The sequence below is a fragment of the Streptomyces sp. DG1A-41 genome (assembly GCF_037055355.1).
Taxonomy (GTDB): domain Bacteria; phylum Actinomycetota; class Actinomycetes; order Streptomycetales; family Streptomycetaceae; genus Streptomyces.
On the sequence record NZ_CP146350.1, the window covers coordinates 5416956 to 5433955 of the forward strand.

20 protein-coding genes and 1 pseudogene are annotated in these 17000 nt (G+C 68.2%); 14 read left to right on the forward strand and 7 right to left on the reverse strand.

Features of this window, described 5'->3' with window-relative positions:
* The first annotated feature begins 11 nt into the window (after positions 1–11).
* Complete coding sequence (locus tag V8690_RS25385) at positions 12–1205, forward strand: LCP family protein (protein WP_338782367.1); 1194 nt, start codon at positions 12–14, stop codon at positions 1203–1205.
* Positions 1206–1309: 104 nt separating this feature from the next.
* Here V8690_RS25385 and V8690_RS25390 read toward each other — a convergent pair whose 3' ends face one another.
* Complete coding sequence (locus V8690_RS25390; protein ID WP_338782369.1) at positions 1310–2014, reverse strand: hypothetical protein; 705 nt, start codon at positions 2012–2014, stop codon at positions 1310–1312.
* Between the two features lie 253 nt (positions 2015–2267).
* On the opposite strand from V8690_RS25390, the gene V8690_RS25395 reads away from it, so the two are divergent.
* The 12 genes and pseudogenes from V8690_RS25395 to V8690_RS25450 all read left to right on the forward strand — a co-directional run bounded on the left by V8690_RS25395 (position 2268) and on the right by V8690_RS25450 (position 10639).
* Positions 2268–2684, forward strand: coding sequence for a hypothetical protein (locus tag V8690_RS25395; protein ID WP_338782371.1), 417 nt, complete (start codon positions 2268–2270; stop codon positions 2682–2684).
* Between the two features lie 477 nt (positions 2685–3161).
* Positions 3162–3896, forward strand: a complete 735-nt coding sequence (locus tag V8690_RS25400) for a hypothetical protein (RefSeq protein ID WP_338782373.1) — start codon at positions 3162–3164, stop codon at positions 3894–3896.
* A gap of 17 nt (positions 3897–3913) precedes the next feature.
* Complete coding sequence (locus V8690_RS25405; RefSeq protein ID WP_338782375.1) at positions 3914–4807, forward strand: hypothetical protein; 894 nt, start codon at positions 3914–3916, stop codon at positions 4805–4807.
* Complete coding sequence (locus V8690_RS25410) at positions 4804–6111, forward strand: ATPase, T2SS/T4P/T4SS family (protein WP_338782376.1); 1308 nt, start codon at positions 4804–4806, stop codon at positions 6109–6111. Before V8690_RS25405 ends, V8690_RS25410 begins: the two co-directional genes overlap by 4 nt.
* 46 nt (positions 6112–6157) lie before the next feature.
* Positions 6158–7099 (forward strand): type II secretion system F family protein, encoded by a 942-nt coding sequence (locus V8690_RS25415; protein WP_338785452.1) that lies wholly within the window; start codon positions 6158–6160, stop codon positions 7097–7099.
* An 11-nt stretch (positions 7100–7110) separates the two neighbouring features.
* Positions 7111–8019, forward strand: a complete 909-nt coding sequence (locus V8690_RS25420) for a type II secretion system F family protein (protein ID WP_338785453.1) — start codon at positions 7111–7113, stop codon at positions 8017–8019.
* 56 nt (positions 8020–8075) lie between these two features.
* Complete coding sequence (locus V8690_RS25425; protein ID WP_086600464.1) at positions 8076–8327, forward strand: hypothetical protein; 252 nt, start codon at positions 8076–8078, stop codon at positions 8325–8327.
* Between the two features lie 110 nt (positions 8328–8437).
* Entirely contained in the window at positions 8438–8818 is a 381-nt protein-coding gene (locus tag V8690_RS25430; RefSeq protein WP_338785454.1) for a TadE family protein, read from the forward strand.
* A gap of 78 nt (positions 8819–8896) precedes the next feature.
* Positions 8897–9304, forward strand: a complete 408-nt coding sequence (locus tag V8690_RS25435; RefSeq protein WP_338785455.1) for a TadE/TadG family type IV pilus assembly protein — start codon at positions 8897–8899, stop codon at positions 9302–9304.
* A gap of 11 nt (positions 9305–9315) precedes the next feature.
* The gene (locus tag V8690_RS25440; RefSeq protein ID WP_338782380.1) at positions 9316–9786 is read left to right on the forward strand and encodes a pilus assembly protein TadG-related protein; all 471 of its coding nucleotides are present in this window, start codon (positions 9316–9318) and stop codon (positions 9784–9786) included.
* Positions 9787–9846: 60 nt separating this feature from the next.
* Positions 9847–10120: pseudogene (locus V8690_RS25445) on the forward strand (hypothetical protein); the annotation flags it as partial.
* A 291-nt stretch (positions 10121–10411) separates the two neighbouring features.
* The gene (locus tag V8690_RS25450; protein ID WP_338782382.1) at positions 10412–10639 is read left to right on the forward strand and encodes a hypothetical protein; all 228 of its coding nucleotides are present in this window, start codon (positions 10412–10414) and stop codon (positions 10637–10639) included.
* A gap of 64 nt (positions 10640–10703) precedes the next feature.
* Here V8690_RS25450 and V8690_RS25455 read toward each other — a convergent pair whose 3' ends face one another.
* From V8690_RS25455 to V8690_RS25465, 3 genes are all read right to left on the reverse strand, one after another.
* A complete protein-coding gene (locus V8690_RS25455) occupies positions 10704–11057 on the reverse strand; it encodes a hypothetical protein (protein ID WP_338782385.1) in 354 nt (117 codons plus the stop codon).
* A 368-nt stretch (positions 11058–11425) separates the two neighbouring features.
* Complete coding sequence (locus V8690_RS25460; protein WP_338785456.1) at positions 11426–12388, reverse strand: hypothetical protein; 963 nt, start codon at positions 12386–12388, stop codon at positions 11426–11428.
* Positions 12389–12459: 71 nt separating this feature from the next.
* Positions 12460–13107 (reverse strand): hypothetical protein, encoded by a 648-nt coding sequence (locus tag V8690_RS25465; RefSeq protein WP_338782387.1) that lies wholly within the window; start codon positions 13105–13107, stop codon positions 12460–12462.
* A 138-nt stretch (positions 13108–13245) separates the two neighbouring features.
* Between V8690_RS25465 and V8690_RS25470 the strand changes: the two genes are divergently transcribed.
* On the forward strand, positions 13246–13995 hold the full coding sequence (locus tag V8690_RS25470) for a hypothetical protein (RefSeq protein ID WP_338782389.1): 750 nt from the start codon (positions 13246–13248) through the stop codon (positions 13993–13995).
* 49 nt (positions 13996–14044) lie between these two features.
* Here V8690_RS25470 and V8690_RS25475 read toward each other — a convergent pair whose 3' ends face one another.
* The 3 genes from V8690_RS25475 to V8690_RS25485 all read right to left on the reverse strand — a co-directional run bounded on the left by V8690_RS25475 (position 14045) and on the right by V8690_RS25485 (position 16686).
* Positions 14045–15130, reverse strand: a complete 1086-nt coding sequence (locus V8690_RS25475; protein WP_338782391.1) for a hypothetical protein — start codon at positions 15128–15130, stop codon at positions 14045–14047.
* The gene (locus tag V8690_RS25480) at positions 15118–15786 is read right to left on the reverse strand and encodes a hypothetical protein (protein WP_338782393.1); all 669 of its coding nucleotides are present in this window, start codon (positions 15784–15786) and stop codon (positions 15118–15120) included. The genes V8690_RS25475 and V8690_RS25480 overlap by 13 nt, the downstream gene beginning before the upstream one ends.
* A 228-nt stretch (positions 15787–16014) precedes the next feature.
* Complete coding sequence (locus V8690_RS25485) at positions 16015–16686, reverse strand: hypothetical protein (RefSeq protein WP_338782395.1); 672 nt, start codon at positions 16684–16686, stop codon at positions 16015–16017.
* Between the last annotated feature and the right edge of the window lie 314 nt (positions 16687–17000).

Consider the following 17000-nt stretch of genomic DNA (forward strand, 5'->3'; position numbering starts at 1 on the left):
GGGAAGGGCCGATGAACCACTGGACCGACCCTCCGGGAGACCACCAGGCGGGGCAGGACCCGAGAAGCGTCCCGCCCCCGTCCCTCCTGGCACCCCCGCCGTCGACCCGCACGGCCCCGCTGCCCGGCATGCCCTCGCCGGCCGCGCCCGGCCGCTACGACGGCAGCGTCCACGAGCGGGGGAGACGGGGCGGCAGCAGGGACCCGCGGCGCCGCGCCGGAGGGGGCCGCCGGTTCCTGCGCGGCGCGGCCGTGCTGTCGTCCGTCCTGCTGCTCGCCGGTGCCGGTACGTACGTCTGGGCCGACACCCGGCTCAACCAGCAGGTCGACCTCGGCACGCTCTCCGGCCGGGTGCCGCGCGGCGAGGGCACCAACTACCTGGTCGTGGGCTCCGACAGCCGCGAGGGACTGTCGCAGCGGGACCGGAAGGAGCTGAACACCGGCTCGGCCGAGGGACGCCGTACCGACTCGGTGATCCTGCTGCACACCGGGGCGAACGGCACGACGATGCTCAGCCTGCCGCGCGACTCCTGGGTGACCCTCCCGCCCTACGTGGATCCCGGCACCGGCCGGAGCTACCGGGCCGCGCCGGACAAACTGAACGCGGCGTTCTCGCTGGGCGGCCCCGACCTGCTCGTGCGGACCGTGGAACGCAACACCGGCGTGCACATCGACCACTACGCGGAGATCGGCTTCGCCGGCTTCGTGGGCGTGGTGGACGCGGTCGGTGGCGTGGACCTGTGCCTGGACAAGCCCGTACGGGACGAGGATTCCGGCGCCGACCTGCCCGCCGGCTGCCAGACCCTCGACGGCGCCGAGGCGCTGGCCTTCGTACGGCAGCGCAAGCAGGAGGCCGAGGGGGACCTGGGCCGTACCCGCAACCAGCAGAAGTTCCTCGCCGCCCTCGCCCGCAAGGCGGCCACCCCGTCCACCCTCGCCGACCCGTCCAAGTCCTTCCCGACCCTGCGCGCCGGCCTCGACACGCTCATCGTGGACGAGAGCACGGAGCTGCCCGACCTCATGTCGCTGTTCGAGGCCATGCGGAAGGCCGCGTCGGGCGGGGGCAGTCAGCTCAACGTGCCCGTGGCCGACCCGGACCTGCGTACGTCCAAGGGCAGCGCGGTGAAGTGGGACGACCGGCGGGCCCGGGCCCTGTTCGCGGCGCTGCGGGAGGACCGGCCGCCGGGTGATCAGCCGGGCAGTTAGGGGAACGGCATTCCGGGCTCACCTCCGACAGCACCCTCCTTTACAGCTTCAGGTTCGTCGCTGGGTGGACGAACGTCACCGGGAGTTGATGCCGGCCAAGGGACTCACTTCGCCAGCTTGGCGTTCTGCGCCTTCACTACGCTCGCGGGCATCTTGGCGTCGCTGGGCCGGGTGCTGTCGGCGATGGCGAAGCCGTTCGCCGAGAAGTAGACGGCGAGCGCGTCGCCGTTGCGGACGGCTTCGGTGTGCAGAGTGTGGGTGACACCCTGGAACGTCATCGTCGAGCGGAAGGCGACGGCGCCAGTCGCTGTGCCCTTCTCTGGGGTGACGGAGTCCCAGGCCGTGGTGTTCTTGCCGGCCTTCGCAGTGAACCCGTCGCCGCACTTCGGCACGGCCTTCGCCAACCCGGCCAGCGCCGACTCGGCCCCTGCCGTCGACTCGTACGAGGCGAGAGTGATGTACGTCGTCTCTTTGCCGTAGCCCGTCCCGGCGCTGCGCGTGAGGTCGGTCTGCGGTTCACCGAGCGGGAGTTGGTTCATCGCGTAGGCCAGCGGGGCGCAGCCGGGCTTGTCGACCGTGACCTCGTCCCGGGACTTGGCGAAGGCGTACTCGGCTTCTGGCTTGGACACGTTGTAGCCGGGCAGGTCGGCCTTGTTCACCATGGCCTTCGCCAGTCGTTGCGCCGGAGTGACCTGCTTGGCCTTCGGCGTCGACGGCGAACTGGCGGGTGTTTTCTCGCTGCCCGAGCAGGCGGTCAGTGCGGAGGCAAGGGCCAGGACGGAGACGGCGGCCAGGGTGGCGCGCTTCATGGGGGCTCCTCGGTCGCTGATTCGAGCGAAGATCATGGCATGGCTGGTCGGTGGGTTCGTGAGCAAGTTGTGCGGCCGTGATGGCAAATGTGTGACGACGTTCTCCGAATGACTCAGGCTCAGGCCATGGCCCCTTTGTGACGCAGCAGGCGGCTCAGTCGACGTGATAAAAAGATCGCCGACCAGGGAGAGTTTCGACCGCAGATACCGGTCCGACTCCCACCAGGAAGTAGAAGCGGGGAAAGAGCACAGCGTGTACCTGAAGACGTCCCTTGTCCGCCTGGGTGCTACGGCCGTGACGGCCCTGGCCCTCACCTTCGCCGGCATCGGAACGGCCACCGCGGCCGCCAAGCCCAACACGATCGACTACTTCTCCTCGGGCGGCAAGAAACGCGCCATGGTGATTTTCCAGCCGCGCGATTCCTCGAAGGAAGCCGAGCGCGTGACCGTCGACGACCTGAGCAAGGACGGCCACTACATCTGGACCGAGATCTACGACGTCACGGCCCAGAAGAAAGAGGGCGAGTGCCAGACCAGTTCCTACAAGAACTGCGTTTTCCAGATCCCGGAGGGCCACAAGGTCCGGATCAACGTTTACCGGATGAACTCGAAGAACGTTGAGTTCATGGATGAAGTCAAAACCAAGAGCGGCAAGTTGCCGACGGCGTAGCTCCCGCCGGGCCACGCCGGACATTCACGGGAGTCCGTGTCGTTGGGCCCCGTACCGACTGGCCCAGGCCGTTGCGCCGCGGCCCTGTCGGAGGGTGAGCTCGCGGCGCACACCTGCTGCGTGAGTGAACCGTGCAGGCCTCATGGGCGGTGCGTGATGAAGGCCTTGAGATGGGCAGGGTGTCGTAGCCGCACCGATTCGCTGCCGCACACCGCATCGGCAGCGAATTGGCCGCCTCGATCCGGCGTCCAACTGGGTGGACCGCGCACTCAGTTGCGGATGGATAACAGTGTTTCTGGTGCTGTTCATGAGGTCAGGCACGCCTTGAGGGGCTTATGTGTGGCTGATACGGTGCCATGGCTTGACACTCACTTCGGCGCTGGCCAATTGGCTGGCTCAGGCGCCGCTTCAGCGGACCGAGAAGTGTGAAGTGTCCTATTTGGTAGATAACTTCTTGGGTGTACGGGGAGCGGTTGCGTGAAGATCCAAGAGCGTACGGGGGCGGGCGCGGGTCGTTCCGCCGCTCCGGCTCAGCCGTCGGTCGGTGACCGGCTTCCCACACCACCTCGCGAGCGCAAACCGGCACTGGCCGCGCTCGCGGTGCTGCTCATCCTGGTGGGGGCGCTGGGGGCGACGATGCTCGTGCTCCAGGTCGGCGACCGGGTCGAGGTCGTCAAGGTGACGCGGGAGATCCAGCAGGGCGAGTCCGTCACCAACAGCGACGTGACCTCCGTGCTCGTGGCAGCCGACGAGAGCATCAACTACGTCAAGTGGGACCAGCTGAGCACCCTCAAGACCCTCAAGGCGCGGACGACGATCTACAAGGACACCGTCGTCATGGGCCAGATGTTCGGCGGAAAGGGCGGCATCGCCGCCGGCGAGTCCACCGTCGGACTGTCGCTCAAGGCGGGGCAGTACCCGACCGGGCTCCAGCCGGGCGACACGGTCGCCGCTTACCGCGTCACCTCCGGGGCCGGTTCCAGCTCCGGCAACAGCGGTTCCTCCTCGTCGGCCACCAGCAACTCCGTCATCGTCGACAGCGCCCGCGTCACCTATGTACCGAGCAGCAAGGACAGCGGCGACGAACTCGTCAGCAGCACCAACCTGGCGGTCACCCTGACCGTCGACAGCGACAAGGCCGCCGACCTGGCCCAGGCCGCCTCCAACGGCGAGGTCGCTCTCGTTCTCGTCTCCGGTAACTCCGGCAACTAGAAGGCGGCACCCACCCCATGGCGCTCATCGCTCTCGCCGCCGACAAGGGTTCCCCCGGCGTCACCACCGCGGCCGTCGCCCTCGCGGCGGTCTGGCCGCGGCGCGTCCTGCTCGCCGAGACGGACCCGGCGGGCGGTGACCTCGTCTACCGCAGTGCCGCCGCGCACGGCGGACCGCTCAACCCCAACACCGGCATGCTGTCCATCGCCGCGACCGCGCGCCGCGGCCTCGTGCCGGACCAGCTCTGGGACCACGTACAGCCGTTGAGCGGGGGACTGGAGGTGCTCGTCGGGCTCGGTATCGCCGAGCAGGCCGCCGGGCTCGCGGGGCTGTGGCCCACCCTCGGGCACGCCTTCGCCTCCCTCGCCGACTCCCCGAACGCCGCCGCCGACGTCATCGCCGACTGCGGACGCATCAGCGGGGACACCCCCGCCGTCGAGCTGTTCCCGCACGCCTCGCTCGTGCTGCTGCTCTCCCGCACCGAGCCGGAGGCGATCGCACGGGTGCGTGACCGCGCCGCCGCGCTGGCCGGCAAGCTGCACGGCGGCCCGCGCGGTGCCGCGAGCCTCGCCAACCCGGTGATCGGCGTCGTCCTGATCGCCGACACGGGCAACGCCGGCAAGCTCGCCTCGCAGGTCAACGACATGCTCGTGCACGCCCAGACCGGCGCCCGGGTGGTCGGCACCATCGCCGACGACCCGGCCGGTGCCGACCAGCTGGCCGGCCGTAAGCGCGGCCGTCTCGACAAGTCGCTGCTGATCCGCTCGGCCCGCAAGGTCGCCGCCGACCTCTACCAGCAGTACGGCGCCGCCTGGGCCGCCTCCGCCCAGGCCCACCAGGTCCAGCAGGCCCACCACGTCCAGCACCACCACCCGGGCCAGATGCAGGGCCACGCGGGGGCCGGCACATGACCGCTGTCGACCACCAGTTGGTCAAGCGGTTCCGACAGGAAGCCGGCGACCGTATCGCCGAGCAGCGCCGACAGGACCAGATCAACAACGTCACTCCGATGTCCACGGAGGACGAACGGCAGTACGCGCGTGCGGTCATAGCCCAGATCCTGGAGGAGTACGCCCGCGCCGAGATCAACGCGGGCCGTACGCCGCTGGACGCCGAGACCGAGGAGCAGTACGCGGCCGCCGTGCACGCGGCGCTGTTCGGCGTCGGCCGGCTCCAGCCGCTGCTGGACAACCCCGAGGTCGAGAACATCGACATCAACGGGTGCGACCAGGTGTTCGTCGGCTACGCCGACGGGCGTGAGGTGAAGGGCGACCCCGTCGCCGAGAGCGACGAGGAACTCATCGAGCTCATCCAGGTCCTCGGTGCCTACTCGGGTCTGTCCTCCCGCCCCTTCGACTCCGCCAACCCCCAGCTCGACCTGCGGCTCCCCGACGGTTCGCGTCTGTCGGCCGTCATGGACGTCGCCCGGCGTCCCGCACTGTCCATCCGCCGCGCGCGCATGGGCAAGGTGTTCATCTCGGACCTCGTCGGCAACGGCACGCTGACCCCCGAGGTCGCCCACTTCCTGGCGTGCGCGGTCCGCGCCCGCAAGAACATCATGATCGCCGGCGCCACCAACGCCGGTAAGACGACGCTCCTGCGCGCCCTCGCCAACGAGATCCCGCCGCACGAGCGCCTCATCACCGTCGAGCGGGCCCTGGAGCTCGGGCTCGACACCTTCCCCGACCTGCACCCCAACGTCGTGGCCTTCGAGGAGCGCCTGCCCAACTCCGAGGGCCAGGGCGCCATCTCCATGGCGGAACTGGTGCGCCGCTCGCTCCGCATGAACCCCTCCCGCGTCATCGTCGGTGAGGTCCTCGGCGACGAGATCGTCACCATGCTCAACGCGATGTCGCAGGGCAACGACGGCTCGCTGTCCACGATCCACGCCAACAGCTCCAGCGAGGTCTTCAACCGCATTTCCACCTACGCGTTGCAGGCCTCCGAGCGGCTGCCCATCGAGGCCAGCCAGCTGCTGATCGCGGGCGCGGTGAACTTCGTCGTCTTCATCCAGCGGCGCAACAACTTCGGCGACGGCGGCCGCCTCCAGCGTATGGTCACCTCCGTCCGCGAGGTCAACGGCGTCGACGGACGCGTCCTGTCCAGCGAAGTGTTCGCGGAGGCCCCCGACGGCCGGGTCGTGCCGCATGCCCCCCTAGCCTGCCTGGAGGAACTGATGGCACACGGCTACCGGCCGTCCGGGACCTGGGGGTGAGCCGGGGATGACCACGACTCTCGCAGCACTCGGCTCGCTCGGCTCCATGGGCGGCCTGTTCTCCACCACCGTCCTGTACTCGATAGGAAGCGGAGTCGCCGTCGGCGGCGGCCTCGCCCTCCTCCTCGTCGCCGTACGCGGACTGCCCGCCAAGCCCGACCACGAGAAGCAGAAGGCCGCGGAGCGGGCGAGCGAACTGATCCGCTTCGCCGGCCAGCGCGGCTCGCTCGCCGCCATCGTCGGCCTGGTCGTCCTCGTCCTCACCCGCTGGGCCGTCGCCGGCATCGCGGCCGGCGTCCTCGTCTTCTTCTGGGACCGCCTGTTCGGCGGCGCCGGCGAGGAACGGGCGGCCATGCGGCGCGTGGAGGCCCTGGCCTCCTGGACCGAGTCCCTGCGCGACACCATCGCCGGCGCGGTGGGCCTGGAGCAGGCCATCCCGGCCTCCGCCCGCGCCGCCGCCCCGGTCCTGCGCCCGCACCTCGACGCCCTCGTCGACCGCCTGCGCGCCCGCACCCCGCTGCCCGAGGCGCTCCAGCACCTCGCCGACGAGATCGACGACGCCTCCGCCGACATCATCGTCGCGGCCCTGATCCTCAACGCCCGCCTGCGCGGACCCGGTCTGCGCCAGGTGCTGGGCGCGCTGGCGAAGTCGGCGCGCGAGGAAGTGGACATGCGGCAGCGGGTGATGGCGCAGCGGGCGTCCACCCGGCGATCGGTGCAGATCGTGGTCGCCGTCTCGGTGGCCTTCGTCCTCGGCCTGTCGATCTTCAACCGTGAGTTCGTCGAACCGTACGGTTCCCCGCTCGGCCAGGTCGTGCTCGCCGGGGTCTGCGCCCTGTTCGCACTGGGCTTCTGGTGGCTGCGCAAGCTGTCGGCCATCGAGACCCCCGAGCGCTTCCTCGTCCGGGACGAGTCGTCGATCCGGTTCGTCCGGCCCCGCACGCCCGCGCAGCAGTCGCTCCAGCCGGAAGAGGGGGTACGACGGTGAACGACCTGACGATGCCGATAGCGGTCGGCGCGGTCTTCGGCCTGGGCCTCTACGTCCTCGTACGTGCCCTGATGCCGTCCAAGCGCAGCCCGATCTCACAGGTCGCGCGGATCGACGCGATGCGGGCACGCGGCTCGGCCTACGAGTCCGCGCGGACGCAGGCGGACACCAGCCGGTTCGGATCGTTGCGGGCCGAAGTCGGGCACCGGGTCGCCGAGTTCTACCTCCAGCAGGGCTGGGAACAGCGCTCGCTGCGCGCGGACCTGGCTGTCCTGGACCGCAGCTGGGAGAAGTTCCTCGCGACGAAGGTGCTGCTGGGGGTGGCGGGCCTGTTCTTCGGCCCTTGCCTCTTCGCGATCGTCTGGCAGCTGGGCTTCGGCAGCAGCCCGATCATCCCGGTGTGGCTGGCGCTGCTGTTCGCGGCGGTCTTCTTCTTCCTGCCCGACCTGGAGATCCGGCGGGACGCGGCCAAGAAGCGGCGCGACCTGCGGCGGGTGATCGGCGCCTACCTCGACCTGGTGTCGATGAGCCTGGCCGGCGGACGCGGTCTGCCCGAGGCGCTGATGGCGGCGGCCGAGATCTCCGACGGCTGGGCCAACCAGCGCATCCGCAACGCCCTCTCCGACGCCCGCATCACCGGCGTCAGCCAGTGGCAGGCGCTCGGCCAGCTCGGCGAGGAGCTGGGCGTCGAGGAGCTGAAGGACCTCTCCGCCTCCCTGGCCCTGGTCGCGGACGACGGTGCCAAGGTGCGCGAGTCCCTCGCGTCCCGGGCAGAGACCATGCGGCACCGCGAGCTCGCCGAGATCGAGGGCAGCGCGGGCGAGAAGTCCCAGTCGATGCTCGTCGCCCAGCTGCTGCTGTGCGCCGGGTTCCTGGTGTTCCTGATCTACCCAGCGGCGATGAGGGTGTTCCAGGTGTGAAAGCTGCTTGCCCATCCGACTGCCCACAGAATCAGCTGAGTTGAGAGGACAACCCCATGAACGGACGCAACTTCCACACGGGCATCCCGGCGGTGGACTTCCTGGTCGTCTTCCTCCAGGGCCGTGTGGAGCGTGCCCGGTCCGGCGAACTGGACCGCGGTGCCTCCGCGGTCGAGTGGGTCATCATCTCCGCCGTCGTGGTGGCGATCGTCGGCGTCGTCGCCGCGATCATCAACCGCGCGCTGGAGGGTGGCGCCGAGAAGGTCGAGAACTGCATCAACGGCGCCAACCAGAGCGGCACCTGCTGAGCGTCGTACGGACAACGGGGTTGACGGGGTTGCGCGTGAACGTGGGCAGATGGGTGCGCCGCAGGGCGGAGGCCGTACGGAAGTCGGCGGCCACCCGCGGCGACTCCGGCATGACCGCGATCGAGTTCGTGCTGCTGACCCCGGTCCTCTTCTTCATGATCTTCGCCACGGTGCAGTTCGCGCTGTACTTCTTCGCCGACCACGTGGCCCAGGCGGCGGCCCAGGCAGGGGCCCGCAAGGCCCGCGCCACGGCCGACGAACAGCCGGGCGCCTGGCGGGGCGAGGCGCGGGACGTGGTGGACAGCTACATCAGTCAGCTGGGCCCCAAGCTGGTGCTGTCACCCGACGTGGAGCTGCTCCAGCCGGAGCAGAACACGGTGGGTGTGGAGATCACGGCACGGGTCCCGACGGTGTTCCCCGGGCTCGATATGACCGTGCACGCTCAGTCGGTGGGACCGGTGGAGCGGTTCGTGCGGGATGAGGGGAACTAGGTGAACGTCTCTTCCCTGCGGGACCGCCGGTCCGCGGTCGAGGCCCGGCGCGGCGCCCGGTCGCCCGCCGAGGAGTGCCTGCCCGCGGCCGGGGACGACCGAGGCCTGTCCACGATCGAGGTTGTGATCCTCGCGCCGGTGATGATCCTCTTCATCCTCGTCCTGGTGGCCTTCGGCCAGATGGTCGAGGGACGCGGAGCGATCGACGGCGCCGCGCGGGACGCCGCCCGGGCCGGATCGCTCCAGTGGGATGTCGGCAACGCCATGGCGGAAGCGCGCAAGGCGGCCCAGAGCAACCTCACGGACGTCTGCACGGGCCCGGTTACCGTCACCAAGACCAGCGCGGGCTTCGCCGACGCCGACCTGTTCACCGTCGAGGTGAGCTGCCAGGTCCGCGGCCTCGCGATGGTCGGCCTGGACATCAAGACCCGGATGTCCGGCTCCTTCACGGCACCGCTGGACCCGTACAAGAGGAAGGCGGGCTGAGGGACTTGACCATGCCCTTCGAAACCACCGCCCTCCGTTCCTGGCTGTCGTCCCGCCACGAGCGGCTGGACGACCGTGGCTCCGGCGCCGGCGCGGTCATCATCTTCGCGCTGGTCTTCCTCTCCCTCTCCGCGTTCGTGATCGACGGCGGCCTGTCCATCTCCAAGCGGGAACGGGCGGCCGACATCGCGGAACAGGCGGCCCGGTTCGCCGCCCAGGACATCGACCGCGACGCCCTCTACGAGAACGAGGGCGGCCTCGCCCCGATCAACTTCGAGAATTGCAACGCCCGCGTGAAGGCCTTCGCCCGCGAGATGGACATGACGGGCGCGGACATCGCGGCGTCCCACTGCGTGGCGGCGGACGCCCAGCAGGTGCAGGTCGAGGTGCAGCTCACCTACTCCCCGGTCTTCACGGGGATGTTCTACGGCGGCGACGTGGTCGTCCACGGGCAGGCGGTGGCGGAGAACCAGGTCGGCTGATGCTTTGATTCGGGTGCGGGGACCGTTGGCTCTCGCGCCGACGATGGCGCAGGCCGCACGGGCCTGTCCGCGACCACCACCGCCGAACCCGTCTCCCTGCACATCGAGCCGGGGACGGCCGACGCCCAGGCGTACCCCGCTTCCGGCGAATGCGCGATCAACGAGGGACGGCAGCATCGGCGCACTGTACGCGAAGGGCAAGGCTGACCAGACCCCGCCCTGCGGCGTCAGCTACCTGCGCTCGCCCGGCTCCGACGGCCCCTACCCACCCGACGGCACATTCGACACGCCCCAGGACGTGTCGGTGCGGGAGATCCAGTCGGTGAACCGGTGATCCCGAATATTCGACGGATCTGCACACCGTTCACCGTGAGGTCGTGACAAACCAGGGCAGGAACTGAACGCAACTCACTTACCCCGCCGTGCATTGCACACCGGTACCGCGCAGTGGCGGAACGTGTGAAGGCGACGGGCCTTTCGGTGACCGAATGGCCACACACGTGAATTCGGTCGCCGAAGTCCATCGCACCTCGATAAGCACTGACTGGCCGACCCTCCTCCCGACGTGCTTTGATCGGTCGCGCTCGAGCACTTCGAATTATTGAAACGAAGGGAACCGCCTTCCATGGCCTTCACCCCGCAGATCGAGACCGCCCACATGTCCGACGCCGAGCTGGACACCATCGCCGGCGGCCAGGCGGGCGGCGCCGCGGGTGCCGGCGCCGCAGCCGGTCTCTACGTCGAGACGTCGGCCGTCGGCGTCAACGCCGGTGTCGGCGGCGGCGTTGGCCTCGCCGCCTCGCCCCAGGGCCTCGCGGCGGACCTGCACCTCAACGCCACGGTCGCTTCCTGACCTCAGGCATGCGAAAAGGCCCCGGATCTCCGGATCCGGGGCCTCTTCGCGTCAGGAGCGCGGCTTACTTCCCGCCGCCACCGCCTTTACCACTCTTCCCGCCCCGCTTGTCCTCCGTCTTCATGGCATCGTTGACCTGCTTGGCGAGCTCGTCATCAAGCTTCTTGAATTCACGGACAACGGCATCGGACATACTCGCCAGCGCATCGAGCTGATGCGTGATGTCCTCACGCCCGTCTTCCCAGTTGGACTCGAAATCCCCGAGCGCGTCATTGACACTGCCGTCGCCGATGTCGTCTCTGTAGGACTCGAGGGGCTTCTTCGTGTGATCCAGACGGGTCTTGATGGAACGCAGCCGGCGCCCATAGCCTTCCAGCTCGCTCAGCGGGAGTGCGAGGTCGCTCTTGCCGTTGCCCATATGGCAGCCCCCAACGTCCAACGCCCTGATCTCACCTGAACCGTACCCCGAGTCGATCTTTCCGTCGAATGGTTGTGCCTTGTAAGTTCACGTGTGCATACGGTTGTTGATGTTGGTGTGCACGTGACGGGGGTTGGAGTATGGCGGGGCACAGGCCTGCGGACTGGCATGTCCTGGACTTGGACAAGGGCCCGACCCCTGGTGACCCGCAGCGGGTGCGCACGCTCGCGAAGCTGGGAAACTGGGTGCTCTCGGGAGCATCGGGACGACGCGAGATGAGCCTCGAAGAGGTGCTCTCGTTCACGGAGTCGAGCCTGCGCTGAAACGCGGGCAGCACCGCGCGCACTGCGGCCCTGTACGGCCGCACCTCAGCGGTTGATCGACTGGATCTCTTGGACGTTCATGTCCTGGGTGGTCTCGAAGGTGCCGTCGGGGAGGTCGCCGCCCGTGCCGTCGCTGCCCTGCCAGGTGACGCTGGCCGAGAGCTGGTAGGGGGTGCCGTTGGTGGCGCGGAGGTAACGGATGCCGCAGGGTGGGGTCTTGTCGGCATTGCCCTTGGTGTAGGGGGTGCCGATGGAGCCGTCGTCGTTGATCTGGCAGTCGCCGGAGGCGGGGAAGGTCTCGGCGTCCTCGGTGCCCGGTTCCAGGTGGAGGGCGATCGGCTTGGCGGTCGTCTCCGCCCACAGGCCCGTGTTGGGGAGTTCGGCGCGGACCTTGACCTCCTTGAAGGTGCCCTTGTCCAGCCACACCCAGGTCGGCAGGTTCACCGTCGATTTGGCCGCCGGCTTCAACTCCACCTCGGTTTCGGGCACCTTGACCTTGTTGTAGGCGTAGTCGGCGAGGGTTTCCGGCGTGGGGGCGTTGGGGTCGTCGGGGATCTCGCCGGCGTCCTGCCAGAACATCAGCCGGCTGCACAGTGAGGTGTCGTCGACCTCCCTGACGTTGGGAGAGAATCCACGCCAGAAGTAGCCGTCCTTGCCGAGGTTGAAGTTCTTGTAGCCCTTCACCGTGCTGGGCGTGCCGAAGTAGTTGGCGGCGTCCTTCTCGTCCTTGAAGTGGTCCGTCCAGAGCTTCGAGCCGATCCAGCTCTGGCGGAGGGCGACGTCGCCGTTACCGTCGTTCTCCGAGAAGTTCTTCAACTGCTCGGGCGTGAAGACCGGCTCGTACCAGCAAGGCGGCGGCTCCCAGTTCACGTCTGTGGCTGAGAGTGTGCCCTGCTTGCCGCCGGTGGGGCCGCTCGTCTGCGTGACCTTGATCCGGGACTGCGAGGCCGAAGCGGAGATTACGTTCTTCTCGGCCTGGCCGTATAGGTCTTCGCCCCCGAGGGCGATGGCCGGAGTTGGTGCGAGGAGGGCGATGGCGAGAGTGACGACGGTCGAAGGGCGGGACGCGTTTGGAGAGCTCACGAGCAGCCGCCCCTCTCCGAACGGGCGGACACGGCCTGCCACACCCCCTGTGCGTTCTTGGCCATGGAGATCAGGTAGAAGACCTCCGGGTCCGTGCCCGCCGGGTTGCCTTTGACCTCGCCGGTCTTGCGGTTTCTCGTGTACCCCTTGCTCTCATCAGTGCAATAGGAGAGTGCTGCCGCTGCCTTGTTCTTGGCGAGGGAGACCTTGGGGTCGTACACGGGTAGCTTGCCGAAGACCGTGAGGTTCTTGTCCGTGTAACTCTTGATCCACTGCTGGCTCTGAGAGAAGCCGGCCTCGGTGTCGTAGAAGGCGCGGGCCTTGCTGTCCGGGTCGTTCTCGATGATCGCCGCGTAGCCTGCCCGGAGCTGTTCCTTGCCGTCGTTGAGCACGGCCTGCTCGACGGGGTCGCTGCTCGTCCAGTTCTCGAAGGTCAGCTGGAAGCTGCTGGGAAGCTTGATCACGGGGCGCTTGACCACGGGCGCCGCAGGCGACGCCGAAGCGGAGGCCGACGGGCTGCTCGACCCGCTGTCCGCCCCCTTGATGTCGTCCGATGGCGAATCGCCGCCGCCGCAGGCAGTCAGAAGTAGTGCCGCCGTAGCGGTCAGCATGGCGGCAGTGGTGGTCAGAGCGCGGCGTGCCACGGTTCGTCTCCCCCGGTGTTCGGCGTGTGCGGCAGAGAACGAAGTTATCAGGGGCCGCTCATGGGTCCTTGAGAGGCCGTGGTGGATTGTGGGGGGAAGGTAAGGAGTGTGTCGTGGCGGATGTGAACGGCGCTCACCATGTCGATGCGGCTGCGACGACAAGCGTCCCACGTCATCGAACCTTCGCGGACGATCTCGTGGACCAGGTGGAATGCGCGGGTGGGTGATGCGAGGCATGAGGTAGTGCCTGGTCAGGTTGTCCCTGTTCCGGAGGGCGTGCTGGCACGCGAGATCTTCGGACCGCTCGGCGGGGTCGTGGAGGTTGGGGCCGTGTCGATGACCGGCACGTGGAGTGTCGGTGCGGCCTCCGTCGGCGAGTTGGTGAGCCGTCGGCGTGACGAGGTCGACCGGCTGCTCGAGCTCGTCCGTGACATCGGCGGCTTCTCTTCGTCCGCGATGGCCGTCGCCGATGAACTGGGCCATCTGCGGGAGCACGAGGTGACGGCACCGTCCTTGCTCCTGTGGTCAGGTGCGGTCGAGGGGATTCCGTCCCGGCTCGACGACCTAGAACGGCCGGACATCGTTCGGCGCATGTGCCACATGGCAGCCGACTTGCAGCTGACGCACTTCCTTCAGGCCCTGATCATGGCTGCCATCGCGGCGGGAGGGGAAGTCCACGCCGGGGCATCCCACATCGCCGAAGCGCTGGCGATCGCGTCCGGCATCGCGGACGCCACGGGACGGAGTGCACCGGCGCTGGTCTTCAGGATGTGGCGAGTTGCCCGCCTCCCCGGCCTGCTCCGGCCCGAGGCGGACACGCCCGAGCACGGAAAGGCCGGGTTCCGGGCTTATGACCGGGCGCTCGAAGCCTTGGTCACGGCTACCTGACGGCCTGAGCGAGGTACTGATCCTTTGCTCGGCTTGCGCCTGGGCCACATCAGCGGTTGATCGACTGGATTTCCTGGACGTTCATGTCCTGGGTCGTCTCGAACGTGCCGTCGGGGAGGTCGCCGCCCGTGCCGTCGGAGCCCTCCCAGGTGATCTGCCACGTGACGCTGGCCGAGAGCTGGTAGGGGGTGCCGTTGGTGGCGCGGAGGTAACGGATGCCGCAGGGCGGGGTCTTCTCGGCGTCGCCCTTGGTGTAGGGGGTGCCGATGGAGCCGTCGTCGTTGATCTCGCAGTCGCCGGAAGCGGGGAAGACCTCGGCGTCCTCGGTGCCGGGCTCCAGGTGGAGGGCGATCGGCTTGGCGGTGGTCTCGGCCCACAGGCCCGTGTTGGGGAGTTCGGCGCGGACCTTGACCTCCTTGAAGGTGCCCTTGTCCAGCCACACCCACGTGGGCAGGTTGACCGTGGACTTGGCCTCCGGCTTCAGGTCGACCCTCGTGTCCGGGACCTTGACCTTGTTGTAGGCGTACTCGGCGAGCGTCTTCGGGGTGGGCGCGTTCGGGTCGTCCGGGACCTCGCCGGCGTCGACCCAGAACATGATGCGGCCGCAGTCCCAGGAGTCAGAGTCGTTGGGGTCGGGGGCGACGCCGCGCCAGAAGTAGCCGTCCTTGCCGAGGTTGTAGTTCTTGTAGCCCTCGGCAGTGCTGTTCTGAGGCGCGTGCAGGTCGAAGTTCTCCGCCGGCTTTCCGTCCCGGTAGTGGTCGGTCCAGAGCCCCTTGCCCCACCAGGATTCGTGGATTCCGACATCGCCGCCGCTGTCCGTGTCCACGAAGTGCTTCAACTGCTCCGGGGTGAAGGCGGGCTCGTACCAGCAGGACGGCGGCTTCCAGTTGGGATCGACCGTGCCGAGGTTGCCCTCCTTGCCGTCACCACCCCCACCGCTCGGATACGTGACCTGGATGTTGGAGACGGAGGCCGACAGGCTTCCCTTGCCGTCGGATCCGCCTTGCGCGCCGGGGGGCTTCGCCTCGCCGGCGACCGGCTTGTTGGCGTAAGCCGGGGCGGCGGTGCAGACGAGGGAGCCTGCGGCCAAGGCCACGATCAGCTTCGTTCGGCTGGATGTGGTCAGCCTCGGCATTCCTCCGCCTTCCCCTCGACGGTGACCTGCTGGGCGCGCCACACCGGATTGCCCTTCACGGATGCCATGAGGATGGTGAACTTCTGGAAACTGGCCAGGCTTTCCTTCGTGCGGTGGACCTTTTCGGACTTGACTTCCTTGCCGTAGACCTTGGACTGATCCTCACAGAAGGTGACGCTGACCGTGTTGACCTTCTCCGACTCGTCGCCCGGACGGATTTCGGCCTTGTAATACCGGTCCTCGCCCGTGAGTGTCCAGCCGCCGTCCACGTACTCCTTGATCTGCGAGTGCGCGTACTGGGCAGCCTGGCCCGACGAATAGAACTGGAAGGCGGGGTCTCCCGGATCCTGCTTCGTGATGCCGTGGTTGAGCGCCCGGATGTAGTTGGCGGCGTCCTCGAGGGCTGCCGCGCTGTCCTGGTCCGACGGCTTCTCGAAGTCGAAGACCAGGTCGAGGTCATTCGGGAGACTCACGTCAGGCCGGTCGACGTCCGTCGCCGCCGAACCGGAAGCCGAAGCGGAAGGGCTGCTCGCTCCCTTGTCCGCTCCCTTGATGTCGTCCGACGAGTCGTCGCCGCCCCCGCCGCATGCGGTGAGCAGGAGTGCCGCTGTCGCGGTGAGCGTGGCGGCTGTCGTTTTCAGAGCGCGGCGGGCCACTGGCGTTCTCCCCCGGTGATCGATCGTCGTCCGTTGTGTGCGGCAGGGAACGAAGCTATCAGGGGCGGGTAATGAGCCCTTGAGAGGCAATGGCGGAATGTGTGGGGAATGTGGGGAGCGGGGCGTGGCAGTCGCGAATGCTTGAGGGGCTCGGCTGGTCCGCGGACTGCCCGCCAGGCATGGCTGACCGTAGCGATCAGCGTCGGGTACGACCGGTCGGGAAACGCGTCACCGCCGGCATTCCTTCGCCTTGCCGATGACCTCGATGTTCGCGGCCTTCCAGACCGCGGCGGCGCCGGACGGGGGTGCCATGAGCAGCCGGTACCGCAGGTAGCTGTCCAGGCTCTCCTCGGTGTAATGGACTTTTCCGGTCTTGACGTCCTTGCTGTAGGACTTCGCCTGGTTCCGGCAGAACGAGACGAGGACGCCCTTACCGTCACTCATGGTGGTGACTTCGTCGTCGTAGTACGTGTCCGTCCCGTAGACGGTCCATCCGCCCTTCACCCACGCCTCGATCTGCGACTTGGCGTACTGCTCGGCCTGCGCTCCCGAATGGAACCGGTACGCCGGGTCGTTCGGATCCTGCTTGGCGATGCCGTGCTTCAGCGCGCGGATGTAGTTCTCGGCGTCGGCAAGCGCTGCCGCATGCTTCGCGTCGGACGGCTGGTCGAAGTCGAAGACCAGCTTCAATTCCTGGGGCACGCTGAGGTCCGGACGGTCGGCATCGGCGGGATCGGAGTCGGAGGGGGCCGAGGAGGCAGCCGGGCTCTTCGTTCCTCCGTCCGCCCCCTTGGCGTCGTCCGGCGACTTCTCTTCGCCACCTCCGCCGCACGCGGTGAGCAACAGTGCCGCCGTCGCGGCGAACACGGCAGCTGTGGTGGTCAGAGCGCGGCGGGCCACGGTCTCTCCCCCGAGGTTTGGCGTGTGCAGCAGGGAATGAAGCTATCAGCGGTCGATCATGCCCCCTGGCCGGCCAAGGTGAATTGTGTACGGAACGTGAGGAGTCCGCGTGGCAGCTGCGAAGGACGTCATTCCGGTGGCTCGTCCGCACGGCCGGGTGCATGCGACTGGCTGGGCAAAACGGACGTCAACGACCTTCGTTCCCCACGCCCTTCGACGACCTCAATGAGAGTCCATAAGATCTCTGTAGGCTCAGCACACCTCTCGGACCACAGTTCGCCTCACCGTCCGCCTCACCGCACTCCACACACGAC

Coding starts and splice junctions, on each gene's coding strand:
- V8690_RS25385 (WP_338782367.1), top strand. CDS start 12: ATGAACCACTGGACCGACCCTCCGGGAGACCACCAGGCGGGGCAGGAC.
- V8690_RS25390 (WP_338782369.1), bottom strand. CDS start 2,014: ATGAAGCGCGCCACCCTGGCCGCCGTCTCCGTCCTGGCCCTTGCCTCC.
- V8690_RS25405 (WP_338782375.1), top strand. CDS start 3,914: ATGGCGCTCATCGCTCTCGCCGCCGACAAGGGTTCCCCCGGCGTCACC.
- V8690_RS25410 (WP_338782376.1), top strand. CDS start 4,804: ATGACCGCTGTCGACCACCAGTTGGTCAAGCGGTTCCGACAGGAAGCC.
- V8690_RS25415 (WP_338785452.1), top strand. CDS start 6,158: ATGGGCGGCCTGTTCTCCACCACCGTCCTGTACTCGATAGGAAGCGGA.
- V8690_RS25420 (WP_338785453.1), top strand. CDS start 7,111: ATGCCGATAGCGGTCGGCGCGGTCTTCGGCCTGGGCCTCTACGTCCTC.
- V8690_RS25425 (WP_086600464.1), top strand. CDS start 8,076: ATGAACGGACGCAACTTCCACACGGGCATCCCGGCGGTGGACTTCCTG.
- V8690_RS25430 (WP_338785454.1), top strand. CDS start 8,438: ATGACCGCGATCGAGTTCGTGCTGCTGACCCCGGTCCTCTTCTTCATG.
- V8690_RS25440 (WP_338782380.1), top strand. CDS start 9,316: ATGCCCTTCGAAACCACCGCCCTCCGTTCCTGGCTGTCGTCCCGCCAC.
- V8690_RS25450 (WP_338782382.1), top strand. CDS start 10,412: ATGGCCTTCACCCCGCAGATCGAGACCGCCCACATGTCCGACGCCGAG.
- V8690_RS25455 (WP_338782385.1), bottom strand. CDS start 11,057: ATGGGCAACGGCAAGAGCGACCTCGCACTCCCGCTGAGCGAGCTGGAA.
- V8690_RS25470 (WP_338782389.1), top strand. CDS start 13,246: ATGTCGATGCGGCTGCGACGACAAGCGTCCCACGTCATCGAACCTTCG.
- V8690_RS25475 (WP_338782391.1), bottom strand. CDS start 15,130: ATGCCGAGGCTGACCACATCCAGCCGAACGAAGCTGATCGTGGCCTTG.